Source organism: Desulfovibrio legallii, from assembly GCF_004309735.1.
In the GTDB taxonomy this organism is placed as follows: domain Bacteria; phylum Desulfobacterota; class Desulfovibrionia; order Desulfovibrionales; family Desulfovibrionaceae; genus Desulfovibrio; species Desulfovibrio legallii.
Genome location: NZ_SIXC01000006.1, coordinates 104,652 through 125,708, shown reverse-complemented (window position 1 = coordinate 125,708; position 21,057 = coordinate 104,652). Strand labels below are relative to the sequence as shown.

At 63.8% G+C, this 21,057-nt stretch carries 24 protein-coding genes and 1 other RNA gene; 9 read left to right on the top strand and 16 right to left on the bottom strand.

Annotated features, from left to right (window positions below):
- Positions 1-2 precede the first annotated feature (2 nt).
- A complete protein-coding gene (locus tag EB812_RS06330; RefSeq protein ID WP_118229150.1) occupies positions 3-1,436 on the top strand; it encodes a MiaB/RimO family radical SAM methylthiotransferase in 1,434 nt (477 codons plus the stop codon).
- A gap of 165 nt (positions 1,437-1,601) precedes the next feature.
- On the opposite strand, the gene EB812_RS06325 is transcribed toward EB812_RS06330, so the two are convergent.
- On the bottom strand, positions 1,602-1,877 hold the full coding sequence (locus tag EB812_RS06325) for a DUF2325 domain-containing protein (RefSeq protein WP_118229151.1): 276 nt from the start codon (positions 1,875-1,877) through the stop codon (positions 1,602-1,604).
- A 263-nt stretch (positions 1,878-2,140) separates the two neighbouring features.
- Between EB812_RS06325 and EB812_RS06320 the strand changes: the two genes are divergently transcribed.
- Positions 2,141-2,608, top strand: coding sequence for a hypothetical protein (locus EB812_RS06320; protein WP_118229152.1), 468 nt, complete (start codon positions 2,141-2,143; stop codon positions 2,606-2,608).
- Between the two features lie 276 nt (positions 2,609-2,884).
- Here EB812_RS06320 and EB812_RS06315 read toward each other — a convergent pair whose 3' ends face one another.
- The 9 genes from EB812_RS06315 to EB812_RS06275 all read right to left on the bottom strand — a co-directional run bounded on the left by EB812_RS06315 (position 2,885) and on the right by EB812_RS06275 (position 9,160).
- Entirely contained in the window at positions 2,885-3,484 is a 600-nt protein-coding gene (locus tag EB812_RS06315; protein WP_118229153.1) for a TRIC cation channel family protein, read from the bottom strand.
- On the bottom strand, positions 3,481-5,040 hold the full coding sequence (rny, locus tag EB812_RS06310) for a ribonuclease Y (RefSeq protein ID WP_118229154.1): 1,560 nt from the start codon (positions 5,038-5,040) through the stop codon (positions 3,481-3,483). Before rny ends, EB812_RS06315 begins: the two co-directional genes overlap by 4 nt.
- A 210-nt stretch (positions 5,041-5,250) precedes the next feature.
- A non-coding RNA gene (gene ssrS / locus EB812_RS06305) (6S RNA) lies at positions 5,251-5,435 on the bottom strand.
- A gap of 8 nt (positions 5,436-5,443) precedes the next feature.
- Positions 5,444-5,716, bottom strand: coding sequence for a cell division protein ZapA (gene zapA, locus EB812_RS06300; protein ID WP_118229155.1), 273 nt, complete (start codon positions 5,714-5,716; stop codon positions 5,444-5,446).
- A 6-nt stretch (positions 5,717-5,722) separates the two neighbouring features.
- A complete protein-coding gene (gene zapB / locus EB812_RS06295; protein ID WP_092153856.1) occupies positions 5,723-5,968 on the bottom strand; it encodes a cell division protein ZapB in 246 nt (81 codons plus the stop codon).
- A 269-nt stretch (positions 5,969-6,237) separates the two neighbouring features.
- Positions 6,238-7,590: a bifunctional UDP-N-acetylglucosamine diphosphorylase/glucosamine-1-phosphate N-acetyltransferase GlmU gene (gene glmU / locus EB812_RS06290; RefSeq protein WP_118229156.1), complete on the bottom strand. Its 1,353-nt coding sequence runs from the start codon at positions 7,588-7,590 to the stop codon at positions 6,238-6,240.
- 36 nt (positions 7,591-7,626) lie between these two features.
- Entirely contained in the window at positions 7,627-8,040 is a 414-nt protein-coding gene (locus tag EB812_RS06285) for an OsmC family protein (protein WP_118229157.1), read from the bottom strand.
- 66 nt (positions 8,041-8,106) lie between these two features.
- Positions 8,107-8,517 carry an OsmC family protein gene (locus tag EB812_RS06280; RefSeq protein ID WP_118229158.1) on the bottom strand — a complete coding sequence of 137 codons (411 nt, stop codon included), beginning with the start codon at positions 8,515-8,517 and terminating at the stop codon, positions 8,107-8,109.
- A 58-nt stretch (positions 8,518-8,575) separates the two neighbouring features.
- Positions 8,576-9,160, bottom strand: a complete 585-nt coding sequence (locus tag EB812_RS06275) for a manganese efflux pump MntP (protein ID WP_118229159.1) — start codon at positions 9,158-9,160, stop codon at positions 8,576-8,578.
- Positions 9,161-9,495: 335 nt separating this feature from the next.
- Here EB812_RS06275 and EB812_RS06270 point away from each other — a divergent pair, with 335 nt between their 5' ends.
- The 5 genes from EB812_RS06270 to EB812_RS06250 all read left to right on the top strand — a co-directional run bounded on the left by EB812_RS06270 (position 9,496) and on the right by EB812_RS06250 (position 14,357).
- A complete protein-coding gene (locus tag EB812_RS06270; protein ID WP_130957948.1) occupies positions 9,496-10,488 on the top strand; it encodes a spidroin-2 in 993 nt (330 codons plus the stop codon).
- Between the two features lie 199 nt (positions 10,489-10,687).
- Positions 10,688-11,485, top strand: coding sequence for a flagellar basal-body rod protein FlgF (gene flgF / locus EB812_RS06265; RefSeq protein ID WP_118229161.1), 798 nt, complete (start codon positions 10,688-10,690; stop codon positions 11,483-11,485).
- A 33-nt stretch (positions 11,486-11,518) separates the two neighbouring features.
- A complete protein-coding gene (gene flgG, locus EB812_RS06260; RefSeq protein ID WP_118229162.1) occupies positions 11,519-12,304 on the top strand; it encodes a flagellar basal-body rod protein FlgG in 786 nt (261 codons plus the stop codon).
- Positions 12,305-12,318: 14 nt separating this feature from the next.
- On the top strand, positions 12,319-13,590 hold the full coding sequence (flgA, locus tag EB812_RS06255) for a flagellar basal body P-ring formation chaperone FlgA (RefSeq protein WP_130957947.1): 1,272 nt from the start codon (positions 12,319-12,321) through the stop codon (positions 13,588-13,590).
- Between the two features lie 47 nt (positions 13,591-13,637).
- Positions 13,638-14,357, top strand: coding sequence for a flagellar basal body L-ring protein FlgH (locus EB812_RS06250; protein ID WP_118229164.1), 720 nt, complete (start codon positions 13,638-13,640; stop codon positions 14,355-14,357).
- Positions 14,358-14,600: 243 nt separating this feature from the next.
- On the opposite strand, the gene EB812_RS06245 is transcribed toward EB812_RS06250, so the two are convergent.
- Entirely contained in the window at positions 14,601-15,182 is a 582-nt protein-coding gene (locus EB812_RS06245) for a DJ-1/PfpI family protein (protein ID WP_118229165.1), read from the bottom strand.
- A 151-nt stretch (positions 15,183-15,333) separates the two neighbouring features.
- Here EB812_RS06245 and EB812_RS06240 point away from each other — a divergent pair, with 151 nt between their 5' ends.
- Positions 15,334-15,570, top strand: coding sequence for a zinc ribbon domain-containing protein (locus EB812_RS06240; protein WP_118229166.1), 237 nt, complete (start codon positions 15,334-15,336; stop codon positions 15,568-15,570).
- Positions 15,571-15,578: 8 nt separating this feature from the next.
- Here EB812_RS06240 and EB812_RS06235 read toward each other — a convergent pair whose 3' ends face one another.
- The 5 genes from EB812_RS06235 to EB812_RS06215 all read right to left on the bottom strand — a co-directional run bounded on the left by EB812_RS06235 (position 15,579) and on the right by EB812_RS06215 (position 20,597).
- Positions 15,579-16,061: a hypothetical protein gene (locus EB812_RS06235; RefSeq protein WP_118229167.1), complete on the bottom strand. Its 483-nt coding sequence runs from the start codon at positions 16,059-16,061 to the stop codon at positions 15,579-15,581.
- Between the two features lie 192 nt (positions 16,062-16,253).
- The gene (locus EB812_RS06230; protein ID WP_242621220.1) at positions 16,254-17,645 is read right to left on the bottom strand and encodes a vWA domain-containing protein; all 1,392 of its coding nucleotides are present in this window, start codon (positions 17,643-17,645) and stop codon (positions 16,254-16,256) included.
- A gap of 10 nt (positions 17,646-17,655) precedes the next feature.
- Positions 17,656-18,648 carry an ATP-binding protein gene (locus tag EB812_RS06225; protein ID WP_130957946.1) on the bottom strand — a complete coding sequence of 331 codons (993 nt, stop codon included), beginning with the start codon at positions 18,646-18,648 and terminating at the stop codon, positions 17,656-17,658.
- 187 nt (positions 18,649-18,835) lie between these two features.
- Positions 18,836-19,039, bottom strand: a complete 204-nt coding sequence (locus EB812_RS06220) for a dual CXXC motif small (seleno)protein (RefSeq protein ID WP_118229170.1) — start codon at positions 19,037-19,039, stop codon at positions 18,836-18,838.
- A gap of 163 nt (positions 19,040-19,202) precedes the next feature.
- Positions 19,203-20,597, bottom strand: coding sequence for a UDP-glucose dehydrogenase family protein (locus EB812_RS06215; protein WP_270229153.1), 1,395 nt, complete (start codon positions 20,595-20,597; stop codon positions 19,203-19,205).
- 86 nt (positions 20,598-20,683) lie between these two features.
- On the opposite strand from EB812_RS06215, the gene EB812_RS06210 reads away from it, so the two are divergent.
- Entirely contained in the window at positions 20,684-21,055 is a 372-nt protein-coding gene (locus tag EB812_RS06210; RefSeq protein WP_118229172.1) for a holo-[acyl-carrier-protein] synthase, read from the top strand.
- Positions 21,056-21,057 lie beyond the last annotated feature (2 nt).

Here is a 21,057-nt window from a genome sequence, read left to right as displayed (position 1 = left end):
CCATGTCCCCCTGGAAATTCTTTCTTGTCACCTTCGGCTGCAAGGTCAACCAATACGAAACCGAAGCCCTGCGCGAGGCTTGGCAGCGCCTGGGCGGCGAGGAATGCGACGACCCGGCCCAGGCTGCGGTAATCTGCGTCAACAGTTGCGCCATCACCGCCAAAGGCGAGCGAGACGCCCGCAACGCCGTCTACCGCCTGCGGCGCACGGCCCCACAGGCGCGTCTGATCCTCACGGGTTGCGCCGCGCGCCTGTTCGCGGACTATAAGCCCCGCCCCGGCGCTTTCTGGGCCGCACCGGACCTGCTGCTGCCGCAGGAACACAAAAGCCTGCTTCTGCAGGGCCCCTGGCCCGCCCCTGACGCGCCCGCTGCGACGGCCCTTTTCCCCGACAAGCCGGGCGGCAGGCCCCCCGCCGCAGTTCCGCACGCAACTCCGGACGCCGCCTTTCCGCCCTTCAGCATTGCGCGCTTCAAGCGTGCCCGCCCCGTGCTCAAGGTGCAGGACGGCTGCGCCCACCGCTGTACCTACTGCATCGTGCCCTTGACCCGCGGCCGCCCGCGCAGCCGCCCTGTGGCGGACATTGTGGCCGAAGCCCGCCGCCTGCTGGCGGCCGGACACGCGGAAATCATGCTTTCGGGCATTAACCTGGCCCAGTACGGGCGTGATGCGGCTACCGGGGACTTTTGGAGTTTGCTGACCACCCTGGACGCTGCCCTGGCCCCGGAGTATGCGGGGCGGGCGCGCCTGCGCATCAGTTCTCTGGAGCCGGGCCAGCTGGACCAACGCGGGCTGGACGCCCTGTGCTCCTGCCGTCTGCTCTGCCCGCAGTTGCACATTTCGCTGCAGCACGCCAGCCAAAGCGTGCTCAAACGCATGGGGCGCGGCCATTACACCGCCGCCATGCTGTCCCACGCCGTGGAGGCGCTGGCCCGGCACTGGCCGCGCATGGGCCTGGGGGCGGACATCATTGCGGGCTTTCCCGGTGAAACGGAAGCGGACGTGCGCCTGCTGGAAGATTTTTTGACGGCCCTGCCCCTCACCTATGCCCACATCTTTCCCTATTCACGACGGCCGGGCACGGCGGCAGACCGCTTTGCCGACCAGCTGCCCCACAAGGAAAAGCTGGAACGCGCCGCACGCCTGCGCGCTCTGGCGGCCCGCAAACAGCAGGCTTTTCTGCAAGCCCAGCTGACCCTGCCCCGCATGCTTCTGGCCCCGGACGCCCGCCAAAGCGGCCCGCCCGCCGGGCAAAAAGGTGGTCTGATCCACGGCGTCAACGAATACTACGCCGCCTGCCGCCTGCGCCCAGCACCGGCAACCGCCACAGCACAAGAAAAAAGCCACGATACCAACGGGCTTTTGCCCGTCCGCCCCGTGGCTGTGCTGGAAAAAGAACTGTTGGTGGAAGTGCTGCCTGCGGGCTCCGCGTCCTGACGCGCCCGCGTATTACAGTTCACGGCCCCCAGAGTCTGACGTCAAAGTGCGCGGCAATCCCTCAAGGATTGCCGCGCACTTCCGCCCATATGGCAGCGTTTACTTCTGCAAAAGGCCTGCACGCCCCCACGGACGCCGCGCCTGACCGCGGCCCGGAGCACGGCCCTAAGCGGTTCGCAGACATTCCCGCAGAGAAGAAACGCCGCAGGAATGCACCATCTGCAAGGGGATATTGCGCGACTTGGCCACCTGCACAGCTTTGCGCTTGGCCTCGTGGGAAATTTTGTTGGTAAAGACAATGAGCGCATCCGGGTTGCCGATCTTGTCCACAAAATTGCGCTCGTTGCGGGTGATGAACTTGAGGGAATGCCCACCCTGCTCCGCCGCCGCCATATAGTCTTTTTTCAGTCGGTCCATACCGCCGATGAGGGTAACGCACATTTTGTCCTCCTGCCTGGCCGTCGTCTACGACGCCCCTTGCTGTTTTGACGTTGTCGTTGCCCTTTGTATAATTGAAATTGAATTTCAAAGTCAAGCAAAATTTCCGATTATTTTCCTATCATCCATATTTTTTTGCCCCAGCTCCCGCGGCGGCTCAAGGTCATGCCCAGGACTTGGCGAAACGCGCCCCCCACGATATGCTGCCCCGGTTCCCTGCGCGCCCCCTTGGACGCGCGTTTCACCACCTACTGCAAGAGGAAGCCATGCTCCGTTCCGGCCTTTTGCTCTTTGCCCTGGTGTTTTGCCTTGTTGGCGCGGCCCAGGCCAAAGAGTACCAGTTTACCTTCGTCACCATGGACATTCCCGATTCCTGCCACTTTATGCCGCGTGAAGGGGCCATTTTTGTCCAGGACGACAACAACCACTTTTTTACCCTGGATATCAAACCCGTGGACGCCGCCACGGATCCGGCAGCCTACGCCGCCACGCTGGCCGCCAATCAGAACGGCGGCGCTGTACGCGCTGCAGACGGGGCCTGGAGTTTCAACGTCACGGGGCGTTCCGTTCCCTATGCCGTTACCGTCCTGGCCGACGCCGACCATATGATTACCATGTATACGGATATGCGGCGCGCCCAGTGGCCTGAAGACCTCAAAACGGCCCTGAACTCGGCCAAGGGCAAAGACCCGGCCGTGGACGCGCTGCTGCGTAGGATTATAGCCGTGCATTAGAGCAGGTTATTTTTGCGAATTGGTATTCTCAACGGTCACGGCACGCTCGTGCCAACGCTTAACCGTGCAAATGAATTGCGCTTACGCCTCCACGGCGGACGGCTGCTTACGCAACCATCAGGGCATTGCAAAATTGTAATGCCCTGAAAGGCTGATGGCCACTAAAGGGACAAGACCAACCCCTTCCTCGTTGCTCCCGGCCGGGGCGCGGCTTCTGCATTACCTGAAAAAAGTTTTTTGAAGGATGGGGGGCGTGGGGGGAAGGGGAGATCTTCCCTACCACCGGCGCAGGCGAAAAGCGCGCAGCAGCAAAATGCAGGCTGCACCGCCAAAGGCGCACTGCCAGGGGGGCAAATGGACCTGACGGACCAGGACCAGACTGACGGCAGCCCCCAGGGCGGCTGCGGTGGCGTAGAGGTCTTCCTCCAGAGCCAGAGCGGTATTCCCCTGAAGGATATCGCGCACGAGGCTGCCGGCGAGGCCCACGCCAAGGCCCAGGATCAAAGCGCCTGTGGCTTCCAGGCCCAGGGCAGCGCTTTTGGCGGCGGCCAGGCCGGTAGCCAGGGCCAGACCAAAGGCGTCTGCCAGAAAAAAAAACCGCCCGGAGCGGCAAGAGCGCGCCGCCGGCAGGCCAAGCAGGCCGCCCGCCAGGGTTGCAGCAAGGCAGGCGGGCTGGTCCAGGGCCAGGAGGGGCATACCCAGGAGGGCGTCGCGCAGCAAGGGCGGGGCCAACCCGGCCAGGCAGGCCAGGGCCAATGCGCCGCCCGCGCGGGCGCCCCCCGTGCGCGCCAGGCAGGATGCGGCGGCGGCCAGCATAAAGCCGGCCGCCAAATCAAGGAAAAGCAGCGGGCCAAAGCCCGTAGCGCTTAAGGTCACTTGGCAAGCTCCACGGCCCTGCGCTCTCGGATAACCGTGACCCGAATCTGGCCGGGGTAGGTCAGGTTCTTTTCGATCTTGGCCGCAATATCTTTACAGAGCAGATAGGTGGCGTCGTCGTCCACCTGGTCGGAATTGACCATGACGCGGATTTCGCGCCCAGCCTGAATGGCGTAGGCCTTGCTTACGCCGGAGAAGCTGGTGGCGATGCCCTCCAGGTCTTCCAGACGCTTGACGTAGTTTTCCAGCAGTTCCTTGCGGGCGCCGGGGCGAGCGCCGGAAATGGAATCGGCGGCCTGCACCAGCACGGCCAGGGCGGTAGAGGGGCGCTGGTCTTCGTGGTGTGCGGCAATGGCGTGGACGATCTCCTGACTTTCATTGTACTTTTTGGCCAAGTCTGCGCCAATGAGGGCGTGGGGGCCTTCCACTTCGTGGTCCACGGCTTTGCCGATATCGTGCAACAGGCCAGCGCGTTTGGCTTTTTTCACGTCCATGCCCAGCTCGGCAGCCATCATGCCGCAGAGGGCGGAAACCTCAAGGGAATGCTGCAGGACGTTCTGGGTGAAGGAGGTGCGGTAGCGCAGCTGTCCCAGCAGTCGGACCAGCTCCGGGTGGATGCCGTGCACGCCGGCGTCAAAGGTAGCCTGTTCGCCCACTTCACGCACCTGGGCGTCCAGCTCCTGTTCGCATTTCTGGACAACGTCCTCAATGCGGGCAGGGTGGATGCGGCCGTCCTGGATGAGCCGTTCCAGGGCCATCTTGGCCACCTGGCGGCGCAGGGGGCTGTAGGCGGAAAGGATGACGGTCTCCGGCGTGTCGTCAATGATCAGGTCCACGCCGGTGGCAGCCTCCAGGGCGCGGATATTGCGGCCCTCACGGCCGATAATGCGGCCCTTCATGTCCTCGCTGGGCAGGGTCACGGCGGTGACGGTCTGCTCGTTGACGTAGTCGCCGGCGTAGCGCTGAATGACGTTGCAGAGGATTTCCTTGGCTTTCCGATCGGCTGTTTCGTGCGCTTCCATTTCGATCTGGCGGATCATGCGCGCTGATTCGTGCCGGGTTTTGGCCTCAATCTCCTGAAAAAGTTTGGCCTTGGCCTCTTCGGCCGTGAAGCCGGCAATCTGGGCCAGGCGCTGTTCCTGCTCCTCAATGCGGGTCTGCAAAAAGGTTTCGGATTCGACAAGCTGGCGTTCCTTGCGGGCCAGGTCTTTTTCGGAGGCCAAGAGGTCCTGTTCCCTGGCGGTGGCTTTTTCCAGCTTTTCTTCCAGGCGATTGCCCATTTCCTCCAGTTTACGTTCGCGGGCCTTGAGCTCGCGTTCCCGCTCCTTGAATTCGTTTTCCAGCTCACGCTTCTGGTTGAAAAGATCGTTCTGCCCCTGAACGAGGATTTCTTTTTTCTGCGCCTGAGCCTCCTTGCGGGCCTCGGTCACTATGCGCTTGGCCAGTTCGTCGGCATCGCCCAGGCGTTTTGCTGTGGCGCGTCGGTCCACGACCACGCCCAGCGCAACGCCGCACACGGCTGCCGCCGCCAGCGCAAGAATCAACAATGGGTCCATGAATCCAGCCTCTCTTTTATCAAGACGGGACCGACCAGGGGTCGGCCCGGAGAACACCGGCAACCGACTGGCGTCGGAAGCCGTAGCAATAGCGCCCCAAGGGGCTGCTGCCCTGGCTGGATGCGCCGCCGAACGCGGCATAAGGATGGCGTTGCACAGAAAAAGCGTTCCGGCCGGAGCCGGAACACCACAACAACCGGGAAAGATTGACGCTTCCCCAGAGCGCCGTGTCATGCTTGCGGTACAGAAACCTGGATACCCAGGTCGGGCGCCTGTGTGCCCCTCTCAGGCTTCCCGGTCGCGCCGGGCGTGCACACAAGAGACAGTGACGGCTCCCTTTAACAATACTTGTCAGGTTAGCACCGAGGCATAAATCACGCACACCCCAGGGAAACGCCGGGAGTCACGCGGACTCCTCTATCTTTGAAAGCAGGCCGTGCACCCCGTGGCGCAACGCGGCGAGCTCCTTCTGCGATTGCAACAAATCATCCGCCAGCCCAAGGGCCAAAAAGGTCAGCAGAATATCCTTGGTCTGCCCTTTAGAGAACCTCTGCTCCTGGTCAGCATACCGTTCTTCCAACAGCCGGACAGCTTCCCGCACGCGTTTCATGTCCGCGCCGGGCTTGAAGTCGACGCTCAACCCGAGAACGGAGAGGTTGATGGCATCCTGATTCACAGAGACCTACTCGACGCTGTCGTGCTCCTGAATATCGTGCAGCAGGGCGTCGATGCGGCCCAGGGCCGCCTTACGCGTCTGCTCCTCTTTTTCAAGAGCTTCCAGCAGTCTCAGGTTTTCCTCTTCCAATGCGGCCTTGTCCGCCCCCATAGCGGCAGACTCCGTGCGCAGACGCGCATTTTCCGTCTTGAGGCGGTCGAGCCTGTCCAAAAGTGCCGCGACTTGCTTTTCGAGCTGTTCCAGAAGTTCCATGGGTCCAATCTAGCACCGAGGCAGGCCCTTGGCAAGAAAGGAGATGCCCCAAGGTCATAAAAAACCCCGGAGCGTGCCGGGGATTTTTTACAGGCGGTGCAACCTTTACCGCGCAGCTTGCGGCGCGATGCCGCGAGAGCCGCACTAGAGCATTTAACACTTGAAATGCTCGCTTACGGCAGGCAAAAGCCTGCCTTCTCGCATTTCGTGGCAAGGATTTTCAAGAAAATCCTTGCAGAGCAGTTAGCTCATTTCATTCGCTAACTGCTCTAGCCTTTGCGGGGCAGGTTTTTTTGTCGTCCCCTGGCTATGGCCAGCTCGCCCGCGGGCACATCTTTGGTGATGACTGAACCCGCCCCCACCAGGGCGCCTTCGCCCACGCTGACGGGCGCCACCAGGGCCGTATTGCTGCCGATAAAGGCGCGCTCGCCAATGAAGGTCTGGTATTTGTGCTTGCCGTCGTAGTTGCAGGTAATAGTGCCTGCGCCGATATTGCTGCCCGCACCGATGGCCGCATCACCCAGATAGGTGAGGTGGTTGGCCTTGGCCCCCCTGCCCAGGCGGGTTTTTTTCAGCTCCACAAAGTTGCCCACATGGGAGGCTTCTTCCAGCACCGCGCCGGGCCGCAGGCGGGCAAAGGGCCCCACCAGCGCGCCGGGCCCCACCACAGCCCCTTCCAGATGCGAAAAAGACCGCACTTCGGCCCCGGCGGCCAGCTCGCAATCCCGGATTAGGCAGTGCGAAGCCACACTGGCCCCGCGGGCCACGCGGCTCACGCCATAGATTTCGCACGGGCCGGTGAGCTCCGCGCCCGGCTCCACCAGCGCCCTGGGGCCCACCCGCACGGCGTCAGGGGCGTGCAGCATGACCCCGGCGTCCAGCAGCCCTTCCACTATTCTGGTCCGCAGAGTCTCTTCCATCTGCGCCAGCTCCCGCGGCGCATTGACGCCCAACAGGGCCGCGTCCCGCCCGCAGCGCACGCCGCGCACCCGGTACTTGCGGGCCACGGCCAGGGCCACCAGGTCTGTGATGTAGTACTCGCCGCTTTTGTTTTTGTTGCCCACCTGGGGCAGCAGTTGCGCCGCGGCGGCCAGATCGCACAGGTACATGCCGGCGTTGACCTCGTTACTTGCGGGGCCCAGCAGGGCGGGGTCGTAATCCTTAGCTTCCACAATGGCGGTCACGGCGTCGTCCCGCCGCACCACCCGCCCGTAAGCGCCGGGATTGTCCACCTCAATGGTGGCGAAGGCCAGGTCTGCGCCCATGCCCTCGGCCAGGAACTGGCGCACCAGACTTTCAGAAAGCAAGGGCACATCGCCGTTGACCACCAGCACTTGGCTGCAGCCCGCTTCTGTCAGCGCGGGCAAGGCCTGCAGCAGGGCGTGGCCCGTGCCCAGCTGTTCCTTCTGCAGCACGAAGCGCGCCTGGGGAAAGGCGGCCTGCACCAGATCGGCCCGGTGCCCGGCCACAATCCAGACGTCCTCGCCAAAAACGGGGCGCAGGGCCTCCAGCACGCAAGCCAGCATGGGCTCGCCCAGAAGGGTTTGCAGCACTTTGGGCTTGTCGGAATGCATGCGGGTGCCCTTGCCCGCCGCCAGAATCAACGCCGCAGTCTTCGGCATGGTTTGCTCCTTGAAAAATAACGGACTGCGCGTCCGCTACTTCTTCCAATCAAAGGTAAAGACCTGCTCCACATCGGGGTGCAGGCTGTGGTGCACGGGGCAGGTCTGAACCACGCGCGCAAGCACGGTCTTGTCCTTGGCGCTGAAGGGCCGATCCGGCATATGAAAGACCACTTCCACCCGCCCCAGACGCGCGGGCGAGCCTTCGTGCATGACGGCGTTCACGTCCGTTTCCATACCCGTCACGTCCAGGTTGTGGTGGGCGGCGTAGCCCGCTATCACCGTGGAAGCGCAGCAGCCCAGGGAGGCCACGCAAAGATCCACGGGCGAGAAGCTGTCTTCCTGGCCGCCGTGATCCTTGGTGGGCGTCACTTCCAGTCGTGCGCCGCTGCCGGGGTGCACGCATTCCATACGCATATTGCCAAGGTACTTGATTCTGGCGTTGCTCATGGGAACCTCCATAAAAACACGCGGTGCGACCGCGCGGCAAAAGGGCGCAAAGACGGGCCGTCCCCGTCAGCGTTGCCAGTGGAAGGTAAAGACCTGCTCCACGTCCGGGTGCAGGGTCAAGTGCACGGGGCAGGTCTGGGTGCAGCGTTCCATAATGGTCTTTTCCTTCTGGGAATAGTCCCTGTCGGGCATGTCAAAGACCACTTCCACCTTGCCGATGCGGCGCGGGTCTGCACTCATGGTCTTGGTGATGTTCATGGTTGTGCCAGTAATGTCCACGCCGTGGCTTTGGGCATAAATGCCGATGATGGTCATGGCGCAGGCCCCAAGAGCTGTGGCGCAGAGGTCCGTGGGCGAAAAGGACGCGCCCTTGCCCTGATTGTCCGTGGGGGCGTCGGTGATGATTCTGGTGCCGCTCTGGTTGTGGACGCATTCCACACGCAGATCCCCCAGATACGTGGCGCTGACGGTTGCCATAACAATTCCTCCATCAGTAGATGAAACCATGCTGCGCCGGGACGGCCGGAGCAAAGCCTCAGCCGAAGGCGCTGTGCTCCCGCAGGATATTACAGGCTATGACCAGCAAGGTCAGCCCGCCCAGCAGTTCGGCCCAGGCGTTGAGCGAACAGATGTTGGCCAGAGTCTTGCCCAGAAATACGCCGCAGGCCGTAACCAATGCACAGACCAGGCCGATGCAGAACGCCGGACCCCAGACCGGAGTGCCCAGAATGGCAAAGGAAAGACCCACGGCCAGGGCGTCCACACTGGTGGCCACGCTCAGCAACAGCAAATTGCGCCCGGCCGCCGGGTCCACAGCGGGGCGCGCACAGGCCGCACGCCCCCGCCAGGCGGCAGAGCCGGAAAACACCATCTTGCCGCCGATCCAGGCCAGCAGGGCAAAGGCTATCCAGTGGTCCCAGGCCTCCATGTAGCCCCGCACGGAAAGGCCCAGACCCCAGCCCAGCACCGGCATGGCAAACTGAAAAAAACCAAAGGCCCCTGAAAGCCGCAAATATTGCCCAGCACTGGGCGCGCGCAGCGCACAGCCCGAAGCCACAGCCACGGCAAAGGCGTCCATGGAAAGGGCCAGGGCCAACCCAAGAATGGCGAGGACAGACATAACGCTCCTTCTTCCGACCCATGGCCCGCAACGGGCCGCAAGCCATGAGTATAAGTCAGGAAGGAACACCCCGCAAGAGCGTGGCCCACGGCCTTGCCGACCCGCATCTGTACGGACTGGTTCCGCGACGTTCAGACTTGTCCGGCTCTGGCCGGGCGCACGGACGCTGCAGATTTGGCCGCACATGGCAGCCTGCAAGGGTCGGGCGACTGCGGTCGCGCCTGCACCACGGGGTGGCCGGTCCTATTGGAAACACCCAACGCGGAAGCACTGCGGGCATGGCCGCACGGCCCCCGCCCTTGCGGCCAAAGCCGCTACAAGATACAAGAGCGGCCATGCACACGTTTTCCACCTGGTTTCTCTATTGGCAGTGGCTGTTAAGCATCCTTTCCCTGGGGGCGGCGGCCGCTGCGGGCCTGCCCGGCATCCTGATCCTGACCCTGCTGGCCGGGCGGCGCGGCAACGCCCGTCTCTGCGCCTTCGGGGCCGGGCGCATGGCCCGGCTGGCCTTCCGCCTGGCCCCCCTGGGCATCGTCTGCACGCTGGGCGAGCACCTGGGCCTGCTGGTGCAACTGCGCGGCCCGGCCGGGCTTACGGGCCTTTACCCCTTGCACCCGGTCATGCTGCCCGCCACCACTGCCGTGCTGGCCTGGCTGGCGGGCATGGTCTGCCTGTTTTTTTATCTGAAGGCAGACGCCGCAGCCCCCCTGCCCGCCCTGCCGCCGGTGGACCAGCGTCGCGCCAAGGGCAAAAAAATCGCCCCGGACCCGGCCCTGAGCCAATGGGAAGAACCGGAATTTCGCAGCCGCCTGTGTCTGGCTCTGGCGGCGCTGATCTGCTTTTTTACCGCCCTGACCCTGCCGCGCTGGCCCTTTGCCGGGCTGCCGCAAGGTATGGAACTGAGCACGGCTGCTCAGGCCGTGCTTTCCACATCCCTCCACGACCTGTTCGCCGCTCTGGGCCCGGCGGGCGCGGCGGCCCTGCTGGTTCTGACCCGGCTGCGCAAGGGGCCGGAAGGCACGCCCCTTGAAACGGATGCCTTACGCAAGGCCGGGCGCTGGTGCGCCCTGTGGGCCTTTCTCGGCTACATTCCCCGCTGTCTGGACCGCTGGGGCCTGTTTGTGGGCATTTCTCTGCGGCCCGGCCCCTTGCCCCCGGACGTGGCGGCGGAGGCTCTGGGCCTGACGCCCCTGACCCTGGCCATTGCCTGCTGGATTCTGATTTTCGCGCTGCGCGCGCCGCGCCGCATTCTCTGGCTCAACTTCCTGGCCATCTTTTTTCTGCTGGTACGCCAGAGCCTGCCCTTTGTGCTGCGTCTGGCGCAGTAGGCCGCACCCGCCCCAGCGGCGGAACAGTTCGTCAATTTTTACCCGCAGCAATCGCCCCGGCCGCCGCAAGCGCCGGGGCGTTCCGTTTTTTTTCTTTTCTGGCTCGCTCTTTGCATACAAATCTGCCAAGGGCCGTCAGGTCCGCGCACGACAGCCGCGTCGCCCTACGGCGCGGGGCTGCCAACCAAGGAGCAAGACTATGCAGGCGGGCATGTACAGCGGGCTGTTCGGCGCGCTGACCACCGAACACCGGATGAATTTCATCGCCAATAATTTGGCGAACGTGAACACGCGCGGCTACAAGCGCGACACCCTGGCCTTCAAGGATACCATGGTCACCTACGCCCATGACGAAATCCGTGAGCCCATTCTCAACCTGCGCTCCAAGCCCCTGTTCCCGGAGCCGCACAATGCCGCCAGAGCGCGCATAGCCGTAGCGCGCACGGACTTCTCTCAGGGGTCCATGCAGTTTACCGGCAACGCGCTGGACGTGGCCATCAACGGCGAAAACGCCTTTTTCCGCGTGACCACGCCCAATGGGGCCTTTCTTACCCGCAACGGAGCCTTCTCGCTCAATGCCGACGGCGTGCTCATGACGCCGCAGGGCTATACGGTGCAGGGGCTGGGCGGCGGCAACATCGTCATCCCGCCCGGCACGCGCAACATTCAGATCAGCGGCGACGGGCAAGTGCTGGCCGACGGCGCGCTGGTGGACCAGCTGGCCCTGGTCAATGTGGACAACCTGCAGAATCTGGAAAAACAGGGCGACAACCTCTACCGGCCCCGGCAGAATGTGCAGGTGGCCGAAGGCAACGCCTACCTGGACGGCGCGCGTCTGGAACAGGGGTTTACCGAGGCGGCCAACGTGGAGGTGGTTTCGGAAATGGTCAACATGATCGAAGTGCAGCGGCAGTTTGAGGCCTATCAAAAAGTCATGCAGACCTCCGACAGCCTGGACCGCAACGCCACGGAAAAGGTCGGCCGCCGCCAGGGCTAACCCCGACGCGCCGCACAGCAAGGAGCTTCTCTTATGATGCGTTCTCTCTGGACAGGCGCCACCGGCATGGTGGCCCAACAGCTCAACATAGACGTCATTTCCAACAACCTGGCCAACGTGAACACCACGGGCTTCAAGAAAAGCCGCGCTGAATTCGAAGACCTTATGTACCAGACCATGCGCATGGCCGGGTCCATCACTGAAGGCGACAACCGTCTGCCCGTAGGCATTCAGGTGGGCCTGGGCACCCGCCCCACGGCTGTGCACAAATTCTTTACCCAGGGCGACTTTCAGAATACGGGCAACGCCCTGGATGTCGCCATTGAAGGCGACGGCTTCTTTCAGGTGGATGTGAACGGCGAGCTCATGTACACTAGGGCGGGTTCCTTCAAGCTCAACCAGGACGGCACCGTGGTCACGGCCAACGGCTATATCCTCCAGCCGGAATTTGCCGTGCCCGCCGAAACCAAGACCGTCTCCATCTCCTCTTCCGGACACATTGCGGCTCTGGACGCCCAGGGGCAGGAACTGGCCGGGGCCGAAATACCCCTCTATACCTTTATCAACCCTGCCGGGCTGGACGCGCGCGGCCGCAACCTCTTTACCCCCACCGAGGCTTCCGGCGACGCCGTGGAAGGCGTGCCCGGCACGGACAACGTGGGCACCCTGGCTCAGGGCTTTCTGGAAATGTCCAACGTGGAAGTGGTGGACGAAATGGTCAACATGATCGTGGGCCAGCGCGCCTATGAGGTCAATTCCAAATCCATCCAGACCTCTGACTCCATGCTGGGCATCGCGGTGCAGCTCAAGCGCAGCTAAGGCGGATGCGGACTATGTGGCGCGCCCTGCTATCCCTTTGCGGCAGACCGGTTTTCGGCACGGCCCCGACGCCTGCAACCGCACGGCTCCACAGCTTCGGACGCCGCGCCCTGCCCCTCCTGCTGGCGGCAACCCTGCTGCTCTCTGTGTCGGCGCGGCCGTCCCTGGCCGGGCCCACGGGCGGCGTGCCGCAGGCCGTATGGCAGGACAACGACCGCGACCATCGGCGCTCCCCCAGCCAGATCAAACACCAGCTGGGCCAACAAGACAACGTGGCGCGCATCGCCCTGCCCCCCGACGCCCAAAAGGTACGCGCCGCCAGGACCGGGACTCTGCTGGCCAATGGCCAGACGCCCCTGGCGGCCGATGGCCAGGTCAGCATCCTTGGACAGGACGACTGGCGGCTTAAAATCCTGCCCGCCGCCGTGGTCCACGCCGACACGGTGCTGCTGGGCGAAATAGCCGTGCCCCTGGGCCGCATGGACCAATCCCTCTGGGAGCAGCTGCGCGCCAAGCCGCTGTGGCCCGCTCCCACGCAGGAGGGCAAACCCCTGCAGGTCAACCGTTCACGACTTTCCTACGCCCTGCGCCAGGCCCTGGGGCCGGAGGTGGCCGGCCGCTGCATTTTGCCCACATCGCTGTCCATCCAGCGCGGCGGTCTGGTCTTTCAGGAAGATGATCTGCGGGCCTACGTCGTCAAAAGCCTGACGCCGCAGCTGGCCGCCATGCCCGGCGAAGCCGAGCTGAACGAATTTCGCCTGCCTGACTATATTTTTCTGGCCCACAGCCGACAGCGCGTGCAGCTGGAGCCGGGCCGCCTTTCACCGGGGCGCGTTTCTCTGCGTTTTGCCGTGGAAGAAGCCGACGGCACGGTGCTGCGCCGCCTGGCGGGCACGGCCAACCTGACCCTCTGGGTCACGGTGCCTGCCGCCGTTCAGGCCATGAACAAGGGCGACGCTCTCACGGCCCAGTCCGTCACCTTTCTCAAGGTCAATGCCAGTCAGCTGCGTTCCGTGCCCTGGGACGGGCGCGGCGGTCCCTGGCAGCTCACGCGCGGGCTCAGCGCGGGCGAACCCATACTGCAAAGCGACCTGGCCAGCCAGCTTATGGTACGGCGCGGCGACGTGGTCAACCTGATCTACGCGCGCGGCAACCTGCGCATCACTACCCAGGCCCAGGCCCTGAACGACGGCGAACCGGGAGCCACTATTCCGGTGCGGAATTTGCAAACCAAAAAGCAGGTCTATGCCATAGTGCGCGACGGCAGCACCGTGGAAATACACTAGCGCGCGTCCTTTGCCGGATGCCGCGCCCTGCCCAACAGGAGAAGGCCATGCAGGCACGTTACACCATCCCCCTTCTGGCGCTGACCTTTATGCTGTGCGCCGCCTGCGGCGGCAGCCCTCACCGGCGGCCCGCCCTGCACCCCCCGGCGGCCCCGCCCCAGGAATACCGGCAGGAAACCAACGCCGCGGACAACCCCGGCTCCATCTTTGCCGCCAGCGAACAGGACACGCTCTTTTCCGACAGTCGCGCCCGCCGCGTGGGCGACCTGGTGGTGGTCAAACTGGTGGAAAGCACCAAAGCCCAGAACAAGGCTGAAACCACGGCAGACAAGGACAGCAGCAACGACTACCAGGTGAGCGCCATGTTCGGCAAAAGCAAGGTGGGCTTCCTTCCCTTCACCGGCATCGGCCCCCAGAGCACCGTGGGCCTGCCCGTGCTGAACACCGGCTCCAAAAGCGACCTCACCGGCACCGGCAAGACCAAACGCGAAAACTACGTGACCACCGCCCTGGCCACTCGCGTCATTCGCGTGCTGCCCGGCGGCCTGATGGAAATTGAAGGCGCGCGCGAAATCCGCGTCAATGAAGAAACCGAATATATGGTGGTGCGCGGCATGATCCGCAGCAAGGACGTGAGTGCCGACAACAGCGTGCTCTCCACCCAGATCGCCGACGCCAGCATTGAATACTACGGCAAGGGCGTGCTCTCGGACAAGCAGAAGCCCGGCTGGTTCACCAGACTCATGGACAATATCTGGCCATTTTAAGATGGGGTAAAAAGCGGCTGCCGGGGAGGGGGAAACGTAAACGTTCCTCCTCCCCGGCCTGCAGAAAACTGCCATCCTCACCGGGGGCAGCCCCCTGCTTTTTCAGACGCTGCGCTGCTAGAGCATTTAACACTTGAAATGCTCGATGACGGCAGGCAAAAGCCTGCCTGCTCGCATTTCGTGGCAAGGATTTTTCAGGAAAATCCTTGCAGAGAAGTTAACTCATTTCATTCGTTAGCTGCTCTAGATGCTGATCTTTGCGCCCAGCAGTTTGACAAAAGCGGCAATCCAGGCCGGATGCGCGGGCCAGGCCGGGGCCGTCACCAGGTTGCCGTCCACGGTGGCGCTGGTGAGGGTTTCGTTAAAATCGCACCAGGTAGCGCCCGCGTCCACCACATCGGGCTTCACTGCGGGATAGGCCGTGCACTGGCGGTTGCGCAGCACCCCGGCAGAAACCAGAATCTGCGGGCCATGGCACACGGCGGCAATGGGTTTTTTGGCGTCGTTGAACTCCCGCACGATTTCCAGCAGGCGGGCATTGAGGCGCAGATATTCCGGCGCGCGTCCGCCGGGGATGACCAGGCCGGCGTAGTCCGCCACCTTCACCTGATCAAAGTCGGCGTTGATGGCGAAGTTGTGGCCGCGTTTTTCGGAATAGGTCTGGTCACCCTCAAAATCGTGGATGGCCGTGCGCACCGTATCGCCAGGCTTTTTGCCCGGGCAGACGGCGTGGACTTCATAGCCCAGCATCTGCAGCATCTGGAAAGGAACCATCACCTCGTAGTCTTCCACATAGTCGCCGGCCAGTACCAGAATTTTTTTCATTGTGTCCTCCATCAGGCTCCCAGGGAGCGGTTGGCGCGCTTGCCTTGCGCGCATACATACTTATATAGGGCTGGGAAGCCCTTGGGCAAGTGCCTTGCCGAGGGTGGTCCGTGCCGTTTTTGCGCCATTTTTCCAACAGGAGGCAGTGTTCATGCCCATGTATGATTTTGTCTGCACCGCGTGCGGGCACACCTTTGAAGACCTGGTCAGCGGCGAGGCCACGCCGCCCTGCCCCCGTTGCGGGGCCGCCACAGAGCGCCAGGTAAGTGCGCCGAGCCCCCTCAAAACCGGGGCCTTTCCCTTCAAGCCGGGCCCGGTGCGGCCCATGGGCCAGGGACGGCCGCCGAGCTGCGCCTCCGGAGGCTGCGGCACGGGCGGCTTTTCCTGAAACAACGGCTAATCTGCGGCATTTTCCCGGCTGGCGGCGGCGCGCAGGAGACGCGCGCCCAGCACGCCCGGCGCCAGCACACGCCGCAGCGCGGGCGAGGTTCGTTCCGCGCCGTTCAGAAGCAGGGGCGCGCTGTTATAGGCGCGCCCCAGTTCTTTTTCCAGGGCTTCGCGCAGCTGCCTGAATGAGGCTTCCACCTCCGGGTAGGCATTGTCTGCCCGCCAGGGCAACAACAGCGTATGGGTCCAGGAATGGCCCTTGTGCGACGGGGCCTCCAGAGTATGGAAGGCCGTGGGCCTGTAGCCTGCCGCGCGCTCCAGCATGTCGGGATAGCAGTAGTCCTGCCGTCCTTCTTCCGGCTGCGGGATGCTGGAAAGAACGGACACCGTGGGCAGGGCCAGGGCTTTTTCGTGTTCTTCCAGCTCCACACTGTAGTGGAGGACGGGGCGCAGGTTGCCGCGCTTTTTTGTTATTTTCCACTCAATACGCATATCCTTCCTCTCTTCCTCTATTCAGGAAACGCCAAAACATTCCGGCTTTGCAACGCCGACGGAAGTCGGCATTTCTCCCCACTGTCCCGGACCAGCCTGTAGGAAAAAACCGCATCCCCATTCAAGACGCGCCCGGCGCATCACATGCGAAAAAAATTTTTTGAAGGATGGGGGGGAAGGAACTTTTTCTCCTTACCCCCTTTCCTCCCCTGCCTGCGGCAGGAACAGCACGCTGCCGAAGGGCGGCGGTTCCGCTGCGGCGTCGCTGCAGACCCAGAGTACCGGATAGGGCGGCGGCGGCGGAAAACGGTTGCACTGCAGGTCTGTGAACCAGATCAGGCAGGCGGGGGCCAGGCCTTCCTGCTCCAGGCGGGCGGGCACAGGGCGGTAGTCCGTGCCGCCGCCGCCCACGGGCGTAAGGGGTGCGTCCCTGTCCATGCGGGTGCGCAGTTCCGGGCCGTGCACCTGGCTGTCGTGAAAAAGTATGGCCAGGGTGGTATCGTAAGCGTCCAGCACGCCGGCGAGTTCGGCCATAAAGTACGCCAGCGTGGCCGCGTCCACGGAGCCGGAACAATCTACGGCCAAGGCTGCCAAGGGCAGGCGCGCCTCCCGCCGCGAGGGCAGGTAGATATCCTGAAACAGGTAGCGCCGGTTGGGGGTGGTCCAGGTGTAGTCGCTGTGCGCGCACTGTTCCAGAAAGCGCTGCAGCAGGGCCCGCCAGTGCAGATGCGGTCGGGCGTGGTCGGTGAAGTGCCGTTTAAGGCCAGCGGGCAAATCGCCCATGTGCCGCGCCCGCCGCAGCGCCTGGTGCAGAGCGGCCTGGGCCTCGCGCTCCGCATCTTTAAAAGCCGGGCTTTCCTCCTGCCCCGCACCGGGGTGATCGCGCACTTCGCCCGTAAAACCGCTCTGGCCGCCATTTTTTGGGCTGTTTTCTTCTTTTTTGGGTTTGGGGCGCGCCCCAGCGCGCGTCTGCTGGTCGCCCGTTCCGGGCGTGGAACTGGGGGGCCGGGTGGGCGCATGCCGCATCTGGGCGGACGGGCGCAAAGGCACGCTCGCTCCGTCCGACGCGCCGCCGCCGGAGGCCCCTGTGCCGCCGGGACCGCCGGCCCGCGCCCGGCCCCCCAGGTCTACGCCCGGAGCCGGGTCTTCCCGCAGACCGGCCAGTTCGGCGTAAATTTCTTCGGCGGCCATTGCCGCATAGGCCGCGTCATGGAAAAACCCCTGGGGCAGACTGAAACCCGCCTCCAGCAAAATCTGGTTCACTGCCAGGTCGCAGGCCCGGTTCCAAAGATCTTTGTCCCTGTCCTGACGGCGCAGATGGTGATTGAAGGCCAGGTGGAGCACTTCGTGGGCCTGGGCCCCCACCAGGGCAGCTTCCGGAATGGTGGCGGCAAAGGCCGGGTTGTAGGCCAGGGTAAGACCGTCCGTCCACAGGTCGCGGCAGGTCGTATCTTCCCGCAGGCGCAGACGCAGGGCCAGCACGCCAAAAAAAGGATGGTCCAGCACCAGGGCGGATCGGGCCCGGCGCATGGCCCGTTCGGCCCGAAGGCTCAGGCTTTGCTGTGCGGCACACAGGACGGACACGCGCCTGCCCCTACATGAGCACGGCGGCGTTCTGTTCCGCCCAGCGGGCAAAAGCCGGCGATTCCACCAGAGCAGCGTCCCGCTCCACGGCGTCGCGCATGAGCAGTACGCCGAACTCGGCAGGCAGACGCGCGGCATAGGTGGCCAGGGCCTCCATAGTGTCCTGGTCCGCATGCAGGCTCAAGGCCTCACAAGTGGCGTAGAGGGCGGCGGGCTCTTCGGGCACCGGGACGCCTTCCGGAGCTTCCAGAATTTCTTCCACCGTGGGCAGATCACGCCAGACAGCCAGAAAACCGCTGAACTCCGCCGCGCAGCCCGCGCCCACCGCGCCTTCAAGCAATGCCGCCTCCACATCCCGTGTGGGGGCGGCGTCCAGAATGCGCGAAACAAATTCCCAGGAGCGGGGCGAGGCAAAGGCCCGCTCCCCGCGCGCAGGGTCGAAGTCGTGCAGCAACTGCGGACGGAAGCGCAAAAACGCGCAGACTTCCTGACGGATGCCCGCCCCCTGCGCCCAGCCGAGCCAGTCCTCCAGGTCGGGCGTAAAATCCAGGTGCACCATGCGGTTGGCCAGGGCCGAGGGCATGCGGTAGGCCACGGCCCTGTCCCCCTCCCGGTTGCCGGCGGCCACAATGCTCCAGCCATCGGGCAGGCGGTATTCGCCTATGGCCCTGTCCAGCACCAGCTGGTAGCAGGCGGCCTGCACCAGGGGCGGCGCGGCGTTAAGCTCATCCAAAAAGACAATGCCCCGCTCAGGGTCAGCCGGGCCGGGCAAAAAGGCCGGCGGGCACCAGACAGACCGCCCGTCGGCGCTGATGCGCGGCAGGCCCCGCAGGTCCACGGGATCCAGCAGCACGGCGCGGATATCCCGCAGGGCCAGGCCGTTCTGCCGGGCCACCTGGGCCACCACCTGGCTTTTGCCCACGCCGGGCGGCCCCCACAAGAAGGCCGGTTGGCGGATGGCAAGGAGTGAACGCAGGGCGGAAACGATTTGCGAAGGGGTCATGCCGGCTCCAGAAATGGCGTATTTCCAAGGTCATGGACTGCCCAAAGACGGGAAGCCCTTGCACGCGTCAACAGCGACACAGACCACATCGCTGAAAAAACACGCACTAACGTGCACAGCATGATAAAAATGAAAGTGAATGTCAATATCTTTAAAAAGTCAGCCGCCGCCACCGGCGCGGCCGTCACTACACACGGTCACAGTAGACATTTTCCAAAAAGTGCTCCATGGCGTCATCAGCCTGACTGATATATTCCTGCAGCGCAAAGCGCGCCTGACAGGCCGGGCAATGCATGTAGACTTCATGGCAGGTGCGGGCAATGTGCAGATGGGCCCCGCAGCGGGGGCAGACAAGGCTGGTTTCCGCATCACGGGCGGCAAAAAGAGCCATGGAACTTCCTTGGGTGACAGGGTGAAGAGAAACCTGGGGCGCAGGCAAAGGCCCGCGCCCCGCATTCATAAACGCAACAGTACGGCTGCTCTGCCGCCAACGCTCTGCCAGGCCCTGCCGGCAGGCGTTCACCGCCCGCCGGAGCCTGCCCGATTGCCCTGCCTCAGCCGCGGCGGCCGATGCAGAAATAGGCAAAACCGTGTTCCGCCATGGAGGAAGGCGAGTACAGGTTGCGTCCGTCAAAGAGCAGGGGCGCGCTGAGCAACCCTCTGACCTTCTCAAAATCGGGATTGCGGAACTGGTTCCACTCCGTAACCACCAGCAGGGCCTGCGCGCCCCGGCACACCTCATATTGGTCTGTGCCCACTTCCACCAGGGGGTTGTCCTTAAAAATGGCGCGGGCGTTGTCAGCGGCAACCGGGTCGAAGGCGCGGACGCGCATGCCCGCAGCGGTCAACTCATTAATGATGCTGATGGCGGCGGCTTCGCGCATGTCGTCGGTATTGGCTTTGAAGGCCAGGCCCCACAGGGCCAGCGTCTTGCCCTGCACGCCGCCCTGAGGCGCAAAATATTCCATGATGCGCGTGGCCATGTGCTTTTTCTGCCGGGCGTTGACGTCTTCCACGGCATTGAGCAGTTTGGGCTCCACACCGGCTTTTTCAGCAGTGTGGATAAGCGCCTTCACGTCCTTGGGGAAGCAGGAGCCGCCGTAGCCCACGCCGGGGTAGATAAACTGGTAGCCGATGCGCGAATCCGAACCGATGCCCGTGCGCACGTCCCGCACGTCCGCGCCCACTTTTTCGCAGATGGTGGCGATTTCGTTGATGAACGAAATTTTGGTGGCCAGCATGCAGTTGGCGGCGTACTTGGTCATTTCCGCGCTGCGCACCCCCATGACGATGATTTTATCCCTGGTGCGGGCAAAGGGGGCGTAGAGCTCGCGCATGAGGGCCGCGGCGCGGGGAGAATCCGTGCCCAGTACCACCCGGTCGGGCTTCATAAAGTCGGAAATGGCGTCGCCTTCCTTAAGAAATTCGGGGTTGGAGACCACGTCCACCCGCAGGTCTTTGCCGCGCGCGGCCAGTTCCCCGGCGAGAATGGCGCGCACTTCGTCTGCCGTGCCCACCGGCACGGTAGATTTATCCACCACGACCAGATCCTTCTGCATGTGGCGGCCGATCTCCCGCGCCACTTCGCGCACGTAGCTCAGGTCGCAGGAGCCGTCGGCCTGCGGGGGCGTGCCCACGCAGATAAAGGCGCAGTCCGCGTCAGCAATGCCATCTTCCAGCATGGTGGTGAAGGTCAGCCGCCCGTCGGTCCGGCTGCGCTGCACCAGCGGCTCCAGCCCCGGCTCGAAGATGTGCACGAAACCGGCGTTGAGTTTTTCCACCACGGCCGGGTTCACGTCCACGCAGGTGACGGTATTGCCCATTTCCGCAAAGCAGGCGGCGCTGACAAGGCCCACGTAGCCGGTGCCGATGATACACAGTTTCATAAAAGTTTTTCTCCATCCTTTCCCGGCCGTCGTCCCTTGACGACAGTGCCGTGAACGGTTCAGAATAGTGGCATGAAAAAATCTGCATACGGCATTTCTTCCCCCGAATCAAGGCGGCGCGCCGCCCTGGGCGCGCGCCGGGGGTCGTTGTGATCGTGGGCCTGGGGGTGGATCTGGCCGATCTGGACCGCATCCGCAATATCTACGCGCGCTTCGGCCGCCGCTTTGCGGAAAAAATCCTCAGCCCGGAGGAACTGCGCCGCCTGCCCCACGCGCCGGCAGCTTATCTGGCCGGCCGCTTCGCCGCCAAGGAAGCGGCGGTCAAGGCGCTGGGCACGGGCTTCAGCCAGGGCATCGGACCCCGCCAGATTGAGATCTGCAATACGCCAGAAGGCAAACCCCAACTGCGCTTTCTGGACTGCGCGGCCCGCCGCGCGCAAGCCCTGGGCGTACGCCGCCGCCATGTTTCCCTGAGCCATGACCGAGGCGCGGCAGTAGCCCTGGTGGTACTGGAGGATTGACC